At 72.9% G+C, this 15,195-nt stretch carries 17 protein-coding genes; 13 read left to right on the forward strand and 4 right to left on the reverse strand.

The genetic code is table 11. The annotated features are described in order from the left end of the window. Positions 1-3: 3 nt before the first annotated feature. Together F8274_RS06150 and F8274_RS06155 are read left to right on the forward strand one after the other, a co-directional pair. Positions 4-357, forward strand: coding sequence for a YbaB/EbfC family nucleoid-associated protein (locus F8274_RS06150; protein WP_151461307.1), 354 nt, complete (start codon positions 4-6; stop codon positions 355-357). Positions 358-361: 4 nt separating this feature from the next. Next, positions 362-964 (forward strand): hypothetical protein, encoded by a 603-nt coding sequence (locus F8274_RS06155; RefSeq protein WP_151461308.1) that lies wholly within the window; start codon positions 362-364, stop codon positions 962-964. A gap of 94 nt (positions 965-1,058) precedes the next feature. On the opposite strand, the gene F8274_RS06160 is transcribed toward F8274_RS06155, so the two are convergent. Next, a complete protein-coding gene (locus tag F8274_RS06160) occupies positions 1,059-3,098 on the reverse strand; it encodes an AAA family ATPase (RefSeq protein WP_151461309.1) in 2,040 nt (679 codons plus the stop codon). Between the two features lie 182 nt (positions 3,099-3,280). Between F8274_RS06160 and F8274_RS06165 the strand changes: the two genes are divergently transcribed. The 3 genes from F8274_RS06165 to F8274_RS06175 are packed head-to-tail and all read left to right on the forward strand — an operon-like array spanning position 3,281 to position 6,065. After that, positions 3,281-3,862: a helix-turn-helix transcriptional regulator gene (locus F8274_RS06165; protein WP_151461310.1), complete on the forward strand. Its 582-nt coding sequence runs from the start codon at positions 3,281-3,283 to the stop codon at positions 3,860-3,862. A 43-nt stretch (positions 3,863-3,905) separates the two neighbouring features. Continuing rightward, positions 3,906-5,180, forward strand: coding sequence for an MFS transporter (locus tag F8274_RS06170; RefSeq protein ID WP_151461311.1), 1,275 nt, complete (start codon positions 3,906-3,908; stop codon positions 5,178-5,180). Positions 5,181-5,213: 33 nt separating this feature from the next. After that, entirely contained in the window at positions 5,214-6,065 is an 852-nt protein-coding gene (locus tag F8274_RS06175) for a menaquinone biosynthetic enzyme MqnA/MqnD family protein (RefSeq protein WP_151461312.1), read from the forward strand. A gap of 74 nt (positions 6,066-6,139) precedes the next feature. On the opposite strand, the gene F8274_RS06180 is transcribed toward F8274_RS06175, so the two are convergent. Next, a complete protein-coding gene (locus tag F8274_RS06180; protein ID WP_151461313.1) occupies positions 6,140-7,072 on the reverse strand; it encodes a hypothetical protein in 933 nt (310 codons plus the stop codon). Beyond that, positions 7,072-8,025 carry a hypothetical protein gene (locus F8274_RS06185; protein ID WP_151461314.1) on the reverse strand — a complete coding sequence of 318 codons (954 nt, stop codon included), beginning with the start codon at positions 8,023-8,025 and terminating at the stop codon, positions 7,072-7,074. Before F8274_RS06185 ends, F8274_RS06180 begins: the two co-directional genes overlap by 1 nt. 370 nt (positions 8,026-8,395) lie before the next feature. On the opposite strand from F8274_RS06185, the gene paaA reads away from it, so the two are divergent. From paaA to paaE, 5 genes are all read left to right on the forward strand, one after another. After that, the gene (gene paaA / locus F8274_RS06190; RefSeq protein WP_151461315.1) at positions 8,396-9,460 is read left to right on the forward strand and encodes a 1,2-phenylacetyl-CoA epoxidase subunit PaaA; all 1,065 of its coding nucleotides are present in this window, start codon (positions 8,396-8,398) and stop codon (positions 9,458-9,460) included. Beyond that, positions 9,457-9,744 carry a 1,2-phenylacetyl-CoA epoxidase subunit PaaB gene (gene paaB, locus F8274_RS06195; protein ID WP_151461316.1) on the forward strand — a complete coding sequence of 96 codons (288 nt, stop codon included), beginning with the start codon at positions 9,457-9,459 and terminating at the stop codon, positions 9,742-9,744. The genes paaA and paaB overlap by 4 nt, the downstream gene beginning before the upstream one ends. 76 nt (positions 9,745-9,820) lie before the next feature. Then, positions 9,821-10,546, forward strand: a complete 726-nt coding sequence (gene paaC, locus F8274_RS06200) for a 1,2-phenylacetyl-CoA epoxidase subunit PaaC (protein WP_151461317.1) — start codon at positions 9,821-9,823, stop codon at positions 10,544-10,546. Between the two features lie 55 nt (positions 10,547-10,601). Then, on the forward strand, positions 10,602-11,081 hold the full coding sequence (gene paaD / locus F8274_RS06205; protein WP_151461318.1) for a 1,2-phenylacetyl-CoA epoxidase subunit PaaD: 480 nt from the start codon (positions 10,602-10,604) through the stop codon (positions 11,079-11,081). Then, positions 11,078-12,214, forward strand: a complete 1,137-nt coding sequence (gene paaE / locus F8274_RS06210) for a 1,2-phenylacetyl-CoA epoxidase subunit PaaE (RefSeq protein WP_151461319.1) — start codon at positions 11,078-11,080, stop codon at positions 12,212-12,214. The genes paaD and paaE overlap by 4 nt, the downstream gene beginning before the upstream one ends. 58 nt (positions 12,215-12,272) lie before the next feature. On the opposite strand, the gene F8274_RS06215 is transcribed toward paaE, so the two are convergent. Next, positions 12,273-12,950, reverse strand: a complete 678-nt coding sequence (locus F8274_RS06215) for a toxin-antitoxin system, toxin component (protein WP_151461320.1) — start codon at positions 12,948-12,950, stop codon at positions 12,273-12,275. A 107-nt stretch (positions 12,951-13,057) separates the two neighbouring features. Between F8274_RS06215 and F8274_RS06220 the strand changes: the two genes are divergently transcribed. From F8274_RS06220 to mqnC, 3 genes are all read left to right on the forward strand, one after another. After that, the gene (locus F8274_RS06220) at positions 13,058-13,336 is read left to right on the forward strand and encodes a type II toxin-antitoxin system Phd/YefM family antitoxin (protein ID WP_151461321.1); all 279 of its coding nucleotides are present in this window, start codon (positions 13,058-13,060) and stop codon (positions 13,334-13,336) included. Next, on the forward strand, positions 13,333-13,743 hold the full coding sequence (locus F8274_RS06225; protein ID WP_151461322.1) for a type II toxin-antitoxin system VapC family toxin: 411 nt from the start codon (positions 13,333-13,335) through the stop codon (positions 13,741-13,743). The genes F8274_RS06220 and F8274_RS06225 overlap by 4 nt, the downstream gene beginning before the upstream one ends. A 71-nt stretch (positions 13,744-13,814) precedes the next feature. Continuing rightward, positions 13,815-15,005: a cyclic dehypoxanthinyl futalosine synthase gene (gene mqnC, locus F8274_RS06230; protein WP_151461323.1), complete on the forward strand. Its 1,191-nt coding sequence runs from the start codon at positions 13,815-13,817 to the stop codon at positions 15,003-15,005. Positions 15,006-15,195: the final 190 nt, after the last annotated feature.

Consider the following 15,195-nt stretch of genomic DNA (forward strand, 5'->3'; position numbering starts at 1 on the left):
GCCATGACCTTCCCGGCCCTGGACCGGATCGAGGCGCTGGCCCGCAACCTCGACGGGTGGCAGCGCGAACTCGGCGCGCGGATGGCCGAGCTGGAGCAGAGCAGCGCCGAGGGGGTGAGCGACTCCGGCCTGGTCACCGTCACGGCGGCCGCCGACGGCAGGATCCTCTCCACCGAGATCAACGCGCGGGCCATGCGGCTCGACTCCTACACGCTCGCCGAGGAGTTCACCGCCGCGGCGAACCGGGCCCAGGAGGCCGCCGCCGCCCGGGTCCGGGAGATCGTCGGCGAGGTGATGGGCAACGCGCCGGCCGCGGAGCGCCGCACCGACGACGGCTACGGCCACGACCGATACTGAGCCGATGGACCAGACCGGATACCGGGACCGCATCGGCCAGCTCGTCGAGCCGGGCGAGCGGGTGCTGGCGTACGCGAAGGCCGAGGCGGCACACGGGGCATCGCCACCGCCGCCGCCCGAGGCGGCGGAGCCGGAGGCGCCCGCCGGCCGGGTGAGCGTCGGCGCCGTGCTGCTCAACCTGATCTCGCCGCTGGTCAGTTGGGCGTGGGGCGATCGGCTGGTGGACCGGGTGGTCTGGGGGATCGCCGGTCGCGGTGCCCCCGGTTCGGCGGCCTCGCGCCTGCGCCACGCGCTGCGCTCGCCCGGGCCGGACCTGGCGGTGCGGGACACCCTGCTGGTGGCCACCGACCGGCGGCTGCTGGTGTGTGTGAGCGGGCCCATGAAGGTGCTGTCCAGCCGGGCGGACGACGAGCGGTCCGTGGCGCAGACCGGGATCGCCTGGTCGGCGTCGCGGGCGGAGGTGGCGTCGGCCCGGGTGGGTTGGCACCGGCTCAACCCGAAGCGCCTGCGCCTCGACTTCGCCGACGGCTCGTGGCTGGCCTTCACCGTGCCGATCGCCGAGTCCGGCCGCCCGCTACGGGACGTTGCCGCCGCCCTGTCCGCCTGAGCCGCCGCCGCGTTTGCCGCCGGTTGGTCGCCGGCGACCGTCCATCGCGTCGCGCGACCGGTCAGCCGGCCGCCGGCGCGTCCGGCGGCACCGGTCAGCCGGCCAGCGGGGCGGGCAGCGGCTCGCGGTGCAGCACGGCCAGGCGGGACACCGCCCGGGTCAGCACCACGTAGAGGCGGTGCAGGCCGCGCGGCTCGGCGGCCACGATCGCGGCCGGCTCGACGACCACCACGTGGTCGTACTCCAGGCCCTTGACCAGGGTCGCCGGGACGACCGTGACCCGCGCCGCGGCCTCCACGTCGTCGGCGGTCGCGGTGTCGACGCCCGCCTCGGCGAGGGCCGCACGGAGCCGGTCCACGGTGTCGTCGGCGGCGATCACGCCGACCGATCCGTCGTGCGCGAGCGCCGTCCGCACCTCGGCCACCGCCGCGGCCGTCAGATCCTCGACGGTACGCACGTCGAGCGTCCCGTCGCGGCGCAGCGACTGCGCCGGGGGCACGTCGACGGCGAGCGCCGGCAGCAGCTGGTTGGCGAAGGCGACCACCGCGGCCGGCACCCGGAAGCCGATGCTCAGCGGCACCACGGCCGCGTCCGGCTTGCCCAGGTGGGCGAGGGATTCCCGCCAGTCGGTGGCCGCCCAGGGCGCGGTGCCTTGGGCCAGGTCGCCGAGGAGCGTGATCGAGCCGTGCTCGCTGCGCCGGGCGATGGCCCGGCACTGCATCGGGGAAAGGTCCTGCGCCTCGTCGACGACCACGTGCCCGAAGCCGGCGGGCCGCTCCAGCAGCCCGGCGGCCTCGTCGATGAGCACCGCGTCGGCGGCGGTCCACCGGGTCGCCTTCGGGGTGCGCCCGGCCGGGCCCGACCGGAACAGGTCCTGCTCCTCGGCCGTGAGCAGGCCGTCGGCGGCGGCGGCGAGCGCGGCGGCGTCGGTCCGCAGCCGGTGCAGCAGCCCGTCGGGGGTGAGCGCCGGCCAGACCGTGTCGAGGAACTCGGTGACCGGCTTCGCCCTGCTCATCCGGCGCAACCAGGCGTCGCTGGGCGACTCGGCCCGGCGGGCCTCGGACTGGCGTTGCAGCAGCCCCACGACGCGGGCCCGGACCCGGTCCCGGCCGGTCGCGTACGGCAGGTCCTCGCGGCGGGTCTCCTCGACGAGCCGGTGCAGCGGGTCGAGGCCGATCCGCCAGCGGAACGAGCCGTCCGAGACCATGATCGGCTCGGTGGGGGTGCCGATGTGCGCGTCGACCGCGCGGCGCAGCACCTCGGCCATCCGGACGTCGTGCTTGAGGGCGGCCACCGCCGGGTCGTCGACCGCGCGGACCGGCACCCGGACGACCAGGTCCTCCACCGTGGCCTGCTCGACCTCGACCTCGCCCAGCGCCGGCAGCACCGCCGCGATGTAGGACAGGAATGCCCGGTTCGGCCCGACGATCAGCACGCCCGACCGGCGCAGCCGCTCGCGGTGCAGGTAGAGCAGGTACGCGGCGCGGTGCAGCCCGACCGCCGTCTTTCCGGTGCCCGGCGCGCCCTGGACGCAGATCGAGTCGGCGAGGTCGGCGCGGACCAGCTCGTCCTGCTCGGGCTGGATGGTGGCGACGATGTCCCGCATCGGGCCGACGCGGGGGCGCTCGATCTCGGCGGTGAGGATGCGGCTGGCCGTCCCCAGCTCCTCGCCGCGGTCCAGGCGCTCGTCCTCGAAGCTGGTCAGCACGCCCGAGCTGAACCCGAACCGGCGCCGGACCGCCACGCCCTGCGGGTCCCGGGCGCTGGCCCGGTAGAACGACCGGGAGACCGGCGCCCGCCAGTCCAGCACGAGCGGCTCGCCCAGGTCGTCGGTGACGTGCCGGCGGCCGACGTGGTAGTCGCGCCCCGCATGGTCGGGATCGATGTCACCGAAGTCGAGCCGGCCGAAGAAGAGCGGCGTGGTCGGGTCGTCGGCGAGTTCCTTCACCCGCCGGGCCATGTGCCGGCCGAGCTGCTCGGCGGTGTACGCGTCCCCGGCCACCTTGTCGCCGGTGGCGAAGAGGGACTCGGCGCGCTCGCGCATCCGGCGCAGCGCCGCGCGGGAGGTGTCCAGGTGGGCGCGCTCGGCCACGAGCTCGGCGTCCAGGGTCTGTTCTTGGGCGTGCAGGGTCATCCACGTACTCCTCGTCACGGGGAACAACGCTGCCGCTCGCGTCTCCGACCTCGGGTCGGCGCGGGACGTCCTGTGCGGTGCTACTCACCACGGCCGTCAGGCGGGACAGGAAGCCTACTCCGGCCGGGCCGGTGGGCAACCGAATTTCCCCGGGCCCCGCCCGAGGCGGGATCATGGGTGGCATGACCGAGGCGCGTCCGGAGCAGCGCCGGGTGACGATCAGCGACCCGCAGGTGATGCGGGCCCTGGCCCACCCGGCCCGTATGGCGATCATGGAGCATCTCAGCACGGTGGAGGGCGGTGCGACCGCCACCGAGTGTGCCGAGATCGCCGGGCTCTCGCCGAGCGCGACGAGCTACCACCTCCGGGAGCTGGCGAAGTTCGGCCTGATCGAGGAGGCCCCGAGCCGGGGGGACGCCCGGGAGCGGGTCTGGCGGTCGTTCAGCCCGTCCTACCACGTCGAGTCGGGGCAGGACGCGGACTCCGAGGCCCGCGCCGCCGAGTTGGCCCTCGTCGACGCGCACCTGGCGCGGGACGGTCAGCGGGCCCGGGACTGGATCCGGCGCGCACCGGACGAACCGAGCGACTGGTATCGGGCGGCCTGGTTCAGCGACAGCCTGCTCCAGGTCACCGCCGAGGAGTTGACCGAGCTGAACGAGGCCGTCCAGGCGCTGCTGAACCCCTATCGGCGCCGGCTGCGGAAGGACCCCCCGGAGGGCGCGCGCACGGTCGCCGTGCAGTACCGCACGCTGCCGATCGACTGATCCGGGGTTGCGCCGACCAGGTGTGAAGGATTATTTTCGAAATATGTCTTTCGCATCTGGTCCGTCGCGCTGGCCGGACGTCTGGCTCGCCACCGCCACCCGGGGCGTCTCCAGCTGCGGGGACTTCCTCGCCGCGAGCGCGCTGACCCTGGCGCTCCAGTCCGCCGGGGCCGGCGGCCTCGCCGTCTCCGGCCTGCTCCTCGCCGCCACGCTGCCGCTGGTCGCGCTCGCCCCGCTGACCGGCCGGCTCGCCGACCGGGTGGACAGCCGGGTCCTGCTGGTGACCGCCGGGCTCGCCCAGGCCGCGATCTGCCTGGCGCTCGCGTACACCGGGCACCCGGCCCTGGTCATCGCGCTGGTGGCGCTGCTCGCGGCCGGGCTCGCGGTCACCCAACCGGTGCTCTCCGCGCTGGTGCCGGTCATGGTCCGGGCCGAGGACCTGCCCCGCGCCGGCGCGCTGAACCAGACGGCCGGCACGCTGGGCGCGCTCGCCGGGCCGGCGCTCGCCGGGCTGCTCGTCGGCCAGTTCGGCACCCGGGTGCCCCTGCTCGTCGACGCCGTCAGCTACCTCGCGCTGGTGGTGGCCGGCCTGCTCATCGGTACCCGGCGAGGTGGCCGGCGGACGACGGCGCCGGCCGCCAACGGTGCCACCCCGCCGCCCGCGTGGCGGTTCCGGCGCGATCCGCTGCTCATGGTGATGGTGGGCAGCCTCGCCGCGGTGATCGCCGCGGTCGGCGCCATCAACGTCATCGAGGTCTTCTTCATCCGGGAGACCCTGCACAGCACCACGACGGTCTACGGCCTGGTCACGGGCGCCTGGCCGCTGGGCATCGTGGTCGGCGGCTGGCTGTTCGCCCGGCTCGCCCGCCGGCTCACCGACGACGGGGCGCTGCTCGGCGCCGGGCTGGTCCTCCTCGGCGGCTGCTGCCTTGCGGTGCTGGCCTCGGCCGCGGTGCCGTCGGCCTGGCTGCTCGTGCCGATCTGGCTGGTCGGCGGGGTGGGCAACGGCGGCGACAACGTCTTCAACAACCTGCTGCTGGCCCGGCGGGTGCCCGAGGCGGCCCGCGGCCGGGCCTACGCGATCTTCGGCGCCGCGGCCCAGGGGGCCGGGATGGCCGGCTACCTGATCGGCGGCCTCCTGCTGGAGGTGGCCGCGCCCCGGCCGCTGGTCGCCGGCTGCGGGGTGGCCGGGGTGCTGGTGGTCGTCGCGGCGGCCTGGCCGGTGTGGCGGGCGGTCCGTGCCGAGCGCTCCGCGCCCGCCGCCGGGCTCGGGAGCGAGCCGCGTGGGGAGTTGGCCACTTCGACCCCCTCCCGCTGAACCGGCCCGGTGCGGCAGGGATACGGTCGGGTCATGTCCGAGCGCACCGCCCGCCCCCGCGTGGGGCACATCCAGTTCCTCAACTGCCTGCCCATCTACTGGGGGCTGATGCGGTCCGGCGCGCTGATCGACGTCGACCTGCACAAGGACTCGCCGGACCGGTTGAACGCCGGACTGGTCGCCGGCGACCTGGACATCGGCCCGATCTCGCTCGTGGAATACCTGCGGCACGCCGACGAGCTGCTGCTCCTGCCGGACCTGGCGGTCGGCAGCGACGGCCCGGTGCTGTCGGTCAACGTGGTCTCCACCCGGCCCCTCACCGAGCTGGACGGCGCCCGGGTGGCGCTCGGCTCCACCTCGCGTACCGGGGTGCTCCTGGCCCAGTTGCTGCTCGGCGAGCGCTACGGGGTCCGGCCCGAATACTTCCGCTGCCCGCCCGACCTGACCCAGATGCTGCTGGAGGCCGACGCCGGGGTGCTGATCGGCGACGTGGCGCTGCGCGCGCTCTACGAGGCGCCGCGCAAGGGCCTGGCGGTGACCGACCTCGGGCAGGCCTGGCGCGAGTGGACCGGGCTGCCCATGGTCTTCGCCGTCTGGGCGGTCCGCCGTGAGTTCGCCGCCGCGCACCCCGGGCTGGTCAAGGAGGTGCACGAGGCGTTCCTGCGCTCGCGTGACCTGTGCCTGGCCGAGCTGGACCAGGTGGCCGAGGCGGGGGCCCGCTGGGAGCCGTTCGACGCCGACACCCTGGCGACCTACTTCCGTACCCTCGACTTCTCGCTGGGCGAGCGGCAGGTGGCCGGCCTGCGCGAGTTCGCGCGCCGCGCCGCGGCGATCGGCGAGGTCCCGGCGCTGCCCGCGGGCGGCCCCGAGTTCTTCCAGGGCTGACCCGCCCACAACAGCGATGTGGCGGTGTCCCGGGGTCGGGACACCGCCACATCGGCGAGCGGGGGACGCGCGGGTCAGGTCGCCGGGCGAAGCAGCGCCTCGGTGATCTTCTCGCAGTTCTGCATGCCGTAGTCGTAGCCCATGTCGATCGGGTAGCGGACCATCACGCCCATCGTCCAGGTGTCGCCGATCGCCAGGCAGTTGACGTGCATCTCCTGCTCCTTGGTCCGGTCGATCCAGCCGTTCTTGATGGCGATGGTCTTCCGCACCGTGGTCGGGAACGCCTTGCGGATGCCGAAGTCACCGGCGCCGCGGACCAGCCGCATCTCGTTCAGCAGCCACTTGGTCCACTTCGGCCCGGCCGCGCGGCCGTCGTCGATGCAGCGGCCGAGCCGGGCGGTGTCGCGGGGGGACAGCTCCGTCCGGCTCCAGCCGCCGTCGGTCGCCACCTTGCTGTCGGTGAGGTCGCACATCTCGATGAGGCGCTTGATCGAGGCCGACCGGCCGACACCGTTGTAGAACTGCTCGGCCCGGGTGTTGTCGCTGTCCCGGATGATCTTCGTGGCGTCGGCCAGCTTGGCGTCGCTCGGCGTCTGCCCGGCGTCGGCCGCCCGGCGCAGGTAGTCGGCGACGATCCACGACTTGATCATCGAGGCCGTGGTGCTGGTCTCGGCCATGTTCTTCGAGCCGATGATCTCGCCGGTCCGCTTGTCCAGCACGCTCCAGGCGTACCAGCCCTTGATGTTCAGATCGAGGTTCTTCGCCTCGAACGGCAGCGGCGCGAGCGAGGGCGACGGGGACGGCTCGGGACGCGCGTTGCGGTCGGTCGGCGTGCCCGTGGACCGGCCGGCGCTGGTGGCGGCCGGGTGCGAGGCGGCCGTCGGCCGCAGCGGCGAGCCGGGGACCAGCCGGAGCGAGACGAGCACCAGGCCCACCAGGATCACGGCGACGGCGCTGTAGAGCAGCGGCCGTCGGTCGCTGCCCGGCCGGCGCCGGCTGCCCGCCATCAGAGCTTCCCGACCGGCTGCGGCACCTTGAGCGCGGCGCCCGGCTGCGGGGTGACCAGTTGGGTGGCGACGCTGGCGCAGACCTTCGCGCCGTACGAGGGGGTCTTCGTGTTGCCGGCGCCGGGATAACGCATCATCACGGCCAGCGTCCAGTCGTCGGTCACCGCGAGGCAGTTGACGTGCCACTGACCGTCGGCCCAGAGCATGGTGAAGCCGTTCTTGATGCTGACCGGCCCCTGCGATGTGATCGACTCGGGCAGGCCGTCGACGATGCCCCAGTGACCGCCCTGGACGGTGGTGGACTTCTGGTCCTTGACGCTGCCGCGCACGTTGGCCATCTCGTTCAACACCCACTTCGTCCACTTCGGCCCGGCGGCGGTGCCGTCGCCGATGCAGTCGCCCATGCGCACCGCGTCGCGCGGCGACATCTGGGTGTACGCCCACTTGGCCTTGGCGGGTTCAATCTTCGTGTCGGTCAGCTTGCACATCTTGATCAGCCGTTCCAGCACCGGCTTGCGCCCGCCGGCGTTGTAGAGCGCCTCGGCCGAGATGTCGTTGCTGTCCCGGATGGCGGTCTCGGCCTGCTTCTTCCGCGTCGCGCTGGGCGCCTTGTCGCGGAGGTTACGCAGGTAGTCCGAGACGATCCACGCCTTGATCATCGACTCGGTCGAGTTGGTCGAGGTCATGTTCGGCGCACCGTTGATCTTGCCGGTCTTCCGGTCCATCAGCGCCCAGGAGAAGAACTTGCCCTTGAAGTCCACCGAGACCGGCCCGGCGGCCAGCGTCGGCTCCGGGGGCGCGCTGGGGGCAGGCGCGGGAACCTGCGCCACGCCGCCGCCGATGCCGCCCAGGCCGTCTCCGTCGGAGAACTTGGCGTACGCGGCGGGGACGAGCATGACGCCGCCGATGAGGACCGCCACGATGGCGAGCACCATGGTCACGCGAGGTCGCATGAGTGGGTGAACTCCAGGTTGTCTGGCCGGGGGGACCGGCGCTTCCGAATGTGTTTCGGCCTGATCGCCGGGGCCGGGGGAGCGGGCCTGGAGCCGTGGCGATCGTCAGCAGCCGATCGGTGTGCCGGGCGAAGTCTACTTCCGGACACGCCGGATGCCAGGTCCCCAGGGCCGGCAACTCGCCGTGAAGGCGGGACATTGGACCGCTATGCCGCCCTTGTGAGGATTCATCTTCATGGCGTGGTCGAGGTCACACGGTTTGCGCAGGTCAGGCCTTGTCACAGGAAGCGGTCGTCCGGTGACAGAAGGTGGGTCGGGAAACCTGTTACACCCTCTGGTGTCATCGCGCGCGAGCTGTAACACTGGCCTCATGTATGGCAATGACTTCGCCCCGCCCGAGGACGGCCCGGGCGGCGGCCTGCTCGGCGAGGTGGAGGCCGCGGAGGCCGCGCTGCGCGAGGCGGCGGCACGCGCCCGGCGCGGCGGGCCGGCGCCCGACGAGGACTTCGCGGCGTACTTCACGGACGTGATCGACGCCGACCAGAAGATCGAGCCGCGCGACTGGATGCCGGAGGCGTACCGGAAGACGCTGATCCGGCAGATCGCCCAGCACGCGCACTCCGAGATCATCGGCATGCAGCCGGAGGGGAACTGGATCAGCCGGGCCCCGTCGCTCAAGCGCAAGGCGATCCTGCTGGCCAAGGTGCAGGACGAGGCCGGCCACGGCCTCTACCTCTACGCCGCGGCGGAGACGCTCGGCGTCAGCCGGGACGAGCTGGTCGAGCTGCTGATCGACGGCCGGCAGAAGTACAGCTCGATCTTCAACTACCCGACGCTGACCTGGGCCGACGTGGGCGCGATCGGCTGGCTGGTGGACGGCGCGGCGATCGTCAACCAGGTGCCGCTGTGCCGCTGCTCCTACGGCCCGTACGCCCGCGCCATGATCCGGGTCTGCAAGGAGGAGTCGTTCCACCAGCGCCAGGGCTACGAGATCCTGCACACCATGGCCCACGGCACCCCGGACCAGAAGGCCATGGCCCAGGACGCGGTGGACCGCTGGTGGTACCCGTCACTGGCCATGTTCGGCCCGCCGGACGGAGACTCGACGCACAGCGCCCAGTCGATGGCCTGGAAGATCAAGCGCTTCTCCAACGACGAGCTGCGCCAGCGCTTCGTCGACATGTGCGTGCAGCAGGCGGAGATCCTCGGGCTCACCATCCCCGACCCGGACCTGCGCTGGAACGAGCAGCGGCAGGCCCACGACTACACCCAGCCCGACTACGACGAGCTGATGCAGGTGATCAAGGGCAACGGGCCGTGCAACCGGCAGCGGATGGAGCACCGGCGCCGGGCCCACTCCGACGGCGCCTGGGTGCGGGAGGCCGCCTCGGCGTACGCGGCGAAGCAGCGGAACAAGGAGAAGGTGGCGGCATGAGCATGGATCACTCACCGCTGTGGGAGGTGTTCGTGCGGGCCCGGCGCGGGTTGTCGCACACCCACGTCGGCAGCCTGCACGCCCCCGACGCCGAGCTGGCCCTGCGCAACGCCCGTGACCTCTACACCCGGCGCCAGGAGGGCGTCTCGATCTGGGTGGTGCCGGCGAGCGCGATCACCGCGTCCAGCCCGGACGAGAAGGACGCCTTCTTCGACCCGGCGGCCGACAAGGTCTACCGCCACCCCACCTTCTACGAGGTGCCGGACGGGGTGGCCCACCTGTGAGCGAGCGGAGCGAGCGAACCATTCGGCTCAGCAGCGTGGCGCGAAGCGCCGCCGCCGAGCGGAGCGAGGTGGCGGCGTGAGCGAGCTGTTCGATTTCACGCTCGGGCTGGGCGACGACGCGCTCATCGCGGCGCAGCGGCTCGGCGAGTGGACCTCCCGTGCGCCGGAGATGGAGGAGGACATCGCGCTGGCCAACATCGCCCTCGACCAGCTCGGCGCGGCCCGCCTCCTGCTCACGTACGCGGGCGAGCTGGAGGGGGCCGGCCGGGACGAGGACGCGCTGGCCTACCTGCGCGGCGACCGGGAGTTCCGCAACTGCCTCCTGGTCGAGCTGCCCAACGGCGACTTCGGCGTGACCATGGCGAAGCTGTTCCTCCTGGCCGGCTACCAGCTCCCGCTCTACACCGCGCTGAGCGGGTGCGCCGACGAGCGGCTGGCCGCGATCGGGGCGAAGGCCCGCAAGGAGTCGGCGTACCACCTGGACCACGCCTCGCTCTGGGTGAAGCGGCTCGGCGACGGCACCGAGGAGTCGCACCGGCGCATGCAGGACGCGGTCGACCAGGTGTGGCCGTACACCCATGAGCTGTTCACCGCGGACCCGGCGGCGCCGGTCGACCCGGCCACCCTGCGGGCCGACTTCGACGCCGTCGTGTCCGCGGTGCTCGACGAGGCGACGCTGACCCGGCCGGCCGACGGCTGGGCACCGGGCGGCGGCCGCGACGGCGTCCACACCGAACACCTCTCCTACCTGCTGGCCGAGATGCAGGTGCTGCACCGCGCGCACCCCGGAGCGCGCTGGTGAGCGCGAGGAGCGCAGCGGAGCGGAGCCCCGCAGTCGCGAACGAAAGGTGGCACTGGTGACCGATCCCAGGGCGGCCGTGGCGGCGGTGGTGGACCCGGAGATCCGGGTCGTCACCATCGACGAGCTGGGCATCCTGCGGTCGGTCGACGAGGACCCGGGCACCGGCCGGGTCGTCGTCACCATCACCCCCACCTACACGGGCTGCCCGGCCATGGACGTGATCCGGGCGGACATCCGCCGCGCGCTCACCGCCGCCGGCCACCCGGACGCCGAGGTCCGGACGGTCTACGCCCCGGCGTGGAGCACCGACTGGATCTCCGAGGGCGGCCGGGCCAAGCTGTCCGCCGCCGGCATCGCCCCGCCCGCGCCGGCCGCGCGGGACGGCGGCGTCGTCGCGCTGACCCTGTCCGTCCGCTGCCCGCGCTGCGGCTCCCCGGAGACCGAGCAGGTCAGCCGGTTCGGGTCCACCGCGTGCAAGGCCCTGTGGCGCTGCCGCTCCTGCTCCGAACCCTTCGACCACCTGAAGGCGCTGTGACTGTCACGATCACCCGCCCGGTCCGCCGCCGGCCGGCCTTCCACCCGCTGCCCGTCGCCGCCGTCGACCGGCTCACCGACGACGCCGTGGCGATCACGTTCGCCGTGCCCGAGGAGCTGCGGGAGATGTTCGCGTTCTCCGCCGGCCAGCACCTCACCGTGCGGCTTCCCGCCGGAGGCGGGCTCACCGGCTCCGCCGGTGACGGCGGGGCGGACGTGCGGCGGTCGTACTCGATCTGCTCGACTCCCGACGAGCTGGCCCGGCACGGCCGGCTGCGGATCGGGGTGCGGGAGGTTCCCGGCGGCGCCTTCTCCGCGTACGCGTGCGGCGCCCTGCGCGGCGGCGACACCGTCGAGGTGCTGCCCCCGCTCGGGAACTTCACCTCCGCGTTCACCCCGGACCGGGTCCGCCACTACGGCGCGGTGGTCGCCGGCTCCGGCATCACCCCGGTGCTCTCGCTGGTCGCGACCGCGCTGTCCGTCGAGCCGGCCAGCACCTTCACCCTGGTGTACGGCAACCGCACGGCGAACACGGTGATGTTCGCCGAGGAGCTGGCCGACCTGAAGGACCGGTGGCCGACCCGGCTGCACCTGGTCCACGTGCTCTCCCGGGAGATGGGCGAGTCCGCGCTGCTCTCCGGGCGGATCGACGCCGACCGGCTGACCCGGCTGCTCGACACCGTCGTCCCCGGCGAGGCGATCGAGGAGTGGTTCCTCTGCGGCCCGTACGGGATGGTGGTCGACGCCAAGGCGGTCTTCGCCGACCGGGGCGTGGCCGACTCGGCCGTGCACGCCGAGCTGTTCCACGTCGACGCCCCGCCGGAGCCGGTCCGCCGCCCGTCCGACGAGCCCGGCACCGGCGCCGAGGTGACGATCGTGCTGGACGGGCGCTCGTCGAGCTTCACGATGGGCCACGACGAGCGGGTGCTGGACGCCGCCCTCAAGGTCCGGGGCGAACTGCCCTACGCCTGCAAGGGCGGGGTCTGCTCGACCTGCAAGGCCAAGGTGGTCGCCGGCGAGGTGACCATGGCCCGCAACTACGCGCTGGAGCCGGACGAGGTGGCCGCCGGCTACGTCCTGACCTGCCAGTCCAGCCCGGTCACCGACAAGCTCACGGTCGACTACGACGCCTGACGGCACGCCGGGTGCCGGTCCCCGCCCGCACGCGAGGACCGGCACGCCGCGGTGACCGTCAGCGGTTCGCGCCGAGGCAGAGCACCAGTTCCTGCGATCCGTCCCGCTGGGTGTAGGCGGCGACCGCGCCGGAGAACCGCTCGCACCGGGCGTCGTCCGTGGTGTCCTCGATCTTGCCGACGACGACGTAGGCGGCCGACTGGTCGCCGCAGTCGACGACGTTGACGAACGGGTCGGTGCTCAGGCCGGAGGCGCTGACGCAGGCGCCGACATCGGCGTAGGACGGGTCGGTGGAGATCGACCAGCCCACGGCGAAGGCGATCGCCACGGGTATGCCGAGACCCAGCACCGCCGCCCGCCGGAACACCGGCTTGCCCGGCGTCGCGGGCGTGCCCGGAGCGCCCGGCACCGGCTCGCCGAGTCGGCCGAGCCGGACCCGGGTCACGAGGTTCCCGATGAGGAGCAGCGGCGTGATGATCATGGAGATGGGGCCCCACCAGCCCTGCCAGAGCGTCTTCGCGCTCAGGTCCCGGCAGAGGGCGATGCCGCACGACCGGCAGAACGGGCCGCGCTGGGTGAGGGTGCGCATGAGGAGGAGGAAGCCCTGGTGCCCGTGAAGGGTCCCCTTGATCGCGGGGACCGAGCCACAGCAGCGGCAGGTGAGGGTGGCGCCGGGCCAGGCCGCCGGCTGGGGCGCGGGCGGGACCTGTGGGGGATTGGCGAACGGTGCGGTCACGATTCTTCCTTGATCGAAGTCTGAGAGCACCGCACGATAAGCCAGGACCGGCACATTCGTTGTCCCGCCGATGCGACCCGTAGAACCAATCGTTCTACACTTGGAGCATGGAGCAGATCCCGGTCCGGGAACTGAACCAGCACACGAGCCGGGTGCTGGCTCGGGTGCGCGCGGGGGAGACGGTCGAGGTGACCGATCGTGGGCAGCCGATCGCCCGCCTCGTCCCGGTGCTGGCCGGCGACGCGCTCCTCGGCCGCCTGGTTGCCGAGGGGCGGGCGACTGCACCGACCGCGGCCGGGCCGATTCCGATGCCGCCGGTGCTCGGCGATCCCGCGGTGGACGTCGCGGCCGTCCTGGCGGACGCGCGGGACGAGGAGCGCTGGTGATCTATCTCGACTCGGCGGCGGTCATCAAGATGCTCAGACGCGAGGATGAGACGCCTGACCTGATCGCCTGGCTCAACGACCACGCCGGAGCGCCGCTCGTCTCGTCGGCGCTGGTCGAGGTCGAGGTACCGCGAGCGTTGCGTCGTGCCGCGCCGCAGGCGCTGGTCGGCGTCCCGTCGGTGCTGGGGCGGCTCTACCGGGTCGAGATCGACGCGGCGGTCCGGGCGGCGGCCGGTGCGTATGTTGAACCTCTGTTGCGCAGCCTGGACGCCATTCACCTCGCCACGGCGCAGGCCCTGGCCCGCCAGGCCGGGGCCGACTTCGTCGCGTTCGTCACCTACGACCGCCGACTGTTGGACGCCGCGAAGTCGGTCGGTCTTGCGGTGGCCAGTCCAGGAATGAACTGAGCCGGGCGGAGGCGTCACATCGGCGAACACCCCCGGTGGGGCCGGCGTCATACCGGCGTACCCTCGGGGACGTGACGGTGAGCCGGGAGATCGACGACATCCTGCAGCGCGGCGCGGACGGCGGGCGGATCACGCCCGAGGAGGCCCTGCTGCTCTACACCGAGGCGCCCTTCCACCCGCTGGGCGAGGCGGCGGACGCGGTGCGCCGGCGGCGCTACCCGGACAACATCGTCACGTACCTGATCGACCGCAACATCAACTACACGAACGTCTGCGTGACGGCGTGCAAGTTCTGCGCCTTCTACCGTGCCCCGAAGCACAAGGAGGGCTGGACCCACCCGACCGAGGAGATCCTGCGCCGCTGCGGCGAGGCGGTCGAGCTGGGCGCCACCCAGGTGATGCTCCAGGGCGGCCACCACCCGGACTACGGCGTGGCGTACTACGAGGAGCTGTTCTCCTCGGTGAAGCAGGCGTACCCGCAGCTCGTCATCCACTCGATCGGCCCGAGCGAGATCCTGCACATGGCCAAGGTCTCCGGAGTGAGCCTGGACGAGGCGATCGCCCGGATCAAGGCCGCCGGGCTGGACTCGATCGCCGGCGCGGGCGCCGAGATGCTGCCGGACCGGCCGCGCCGGGCCATCGCGCCACTCAAGGAGTCGGGTGCGCGCTGGCTGGAGGTCATGGAGCTGGCACACCGGCAGGGCCTCGAATCGACCGCGACCATGATGATGGGCACCGGCGAGACCCACGCCGAGCGGATCGAGCACCTGCGGATGATCCGCGACGTGCAGGACCGCACCGGCGGCTTCCGCGCGTTCATCCCCTGGACGTACCAGCCGGAGAACAACCACCTGAAGGGCCGCACCCAGGCGACCACGCTGGAATACCTGCGGCTGGTCGCGGTGGCCCGGCTCTTCTTCGAGACGGTGCCGCACCTGCAGGCGTCGTGGCTGACCACCGGCAAGGACGTCGGCCAGCTCGCCCTGCACATGGGGGTGGACGACCTGGGCTCGATCATGCTGGAGGAGAACGTCATCTCCTCGGCCGGCGCCCGGCACCGTTCGAACCTGCACGAGCTGATCTCGATGATCCGCACCGCGGACCGCATCCCCGCCCAGCGGGACACCCTCTACAACCGGCTCGCGGTGCACCGGACCCCGGCCGACGACCCGAGCGACGACCGGGTGGTCTCGCACTTCTCCTCCATCGCCCTGCCGGGCGGCGGCGTCGGGAAGTCCCTCCCGCTGGTCGAGGCCAACTGACGCCGGTTCCATCGGGCGGGCGACCGGGTCGCCGGCCTCGGAGATAACAGGACGGCGGCGACCAGCGCGACCTCGGCCCGCGCGACGAGGCTGCCGGTTACGCTGTCGTCGTCCGCCGGACGGCGTCCTCCATCGGCCCGCGAGGGTCGTTCACATAACGCACAGCAGCAGGGGCGGGATGGGTCACCAT

Origin of the sequence: Micromonospora sp. AMSO31t (assembly GCF_008868175.1) — a bacterium.
Lineage (GTDB): Bacteria > Actinomycetota > Actinomycetes > Mycobacteriales > Micromonosporaceae > Micromonospora.

What these genes read in the sequence shown, in the direction of transcription:
- F8274_RS06150 (WP_151461307.1), top strand. Translation starts at nt 4, where the DNA reads ATGACCTTCCCGGCCCTGGACCGGATCGAGGCGCTGGCCCGCAACCTC.
- F8274_RS06155 (WP_151461308.1), top strand. Translation starts at nt 362, where the DNA reads ATGGACCAGACCGGATACCGGGACCGCATCGGCCAGCTCGTCGAGCCG.
- F8274_RS06160 (WP_151461309.1), bottom strand. Translation starts at nt 3,098, where the DNA reads ATGACCCTGCACGCCCAAGAACAGACCCTGGACGCCGAGCTCGTGGCC.
- F8274_RS06165 (WP_151461310.1), top strand. Translation starts at nt 3,281, where the DNA reads ATGACCGAGGCGCGTCCGGAGCAGCGCCGGGTGACGATCAGCGACCCG.
- F8274_RS06170 (WP_151461311.1), top strand. Translation starts at nt 3,906, where the DNA reads ATGTCTTTCGCATCTGGTCCGTCGCGCTGGCCGGACGTCTGGCTCGCC.
- F8274_RS06175 (WP_151461312.1), top strand. Translation starts at nt 5,214, where the DNA reads ATGTCCGAGCGCACCGCCCGCCCCCGCGTGGGGCACATCCAGTTCCTC.
- F8274_RS06180 (WP_151461313.1), bottom strand. Translation starts at nt 7,072, where the DNA reads ATGGCGGGCAGCCGGCGCCGGCCGGGCAGCGACCGACGGCCGCTGCTC.
- F8274_RS06185 (WP_151461314.1), bottom strand. Translation starts at nt 8,025, where the DNA reads ATGCGACCTCGCGTGACCATGGTGCTCGCCATCGTGGCGGTCCTCATC.
- paaA (WP_151461315.1), top strand. Translation starts at nt 8,396, where the DNA reads ATGTATGGCAATGACTTCGCCCCGCCCGAGGACGGCCCGGGCGGCGGC.
- paaB (WP_151461316.1), top strand. Translation starts at nt 9,457, where the DNA reads ATGAGCATGGATCACTCACCGCTGTGGGAGGTGTTCGTGCGGGCCCGG.
- F8274_RS06220 (WP_151461321.1), top strand. Translation starts at nt 13,058, where the DNA reads ATGGAGCAGATCCCGGTCCGGGAACTGAACCAGCACACGAGCCGGGTG.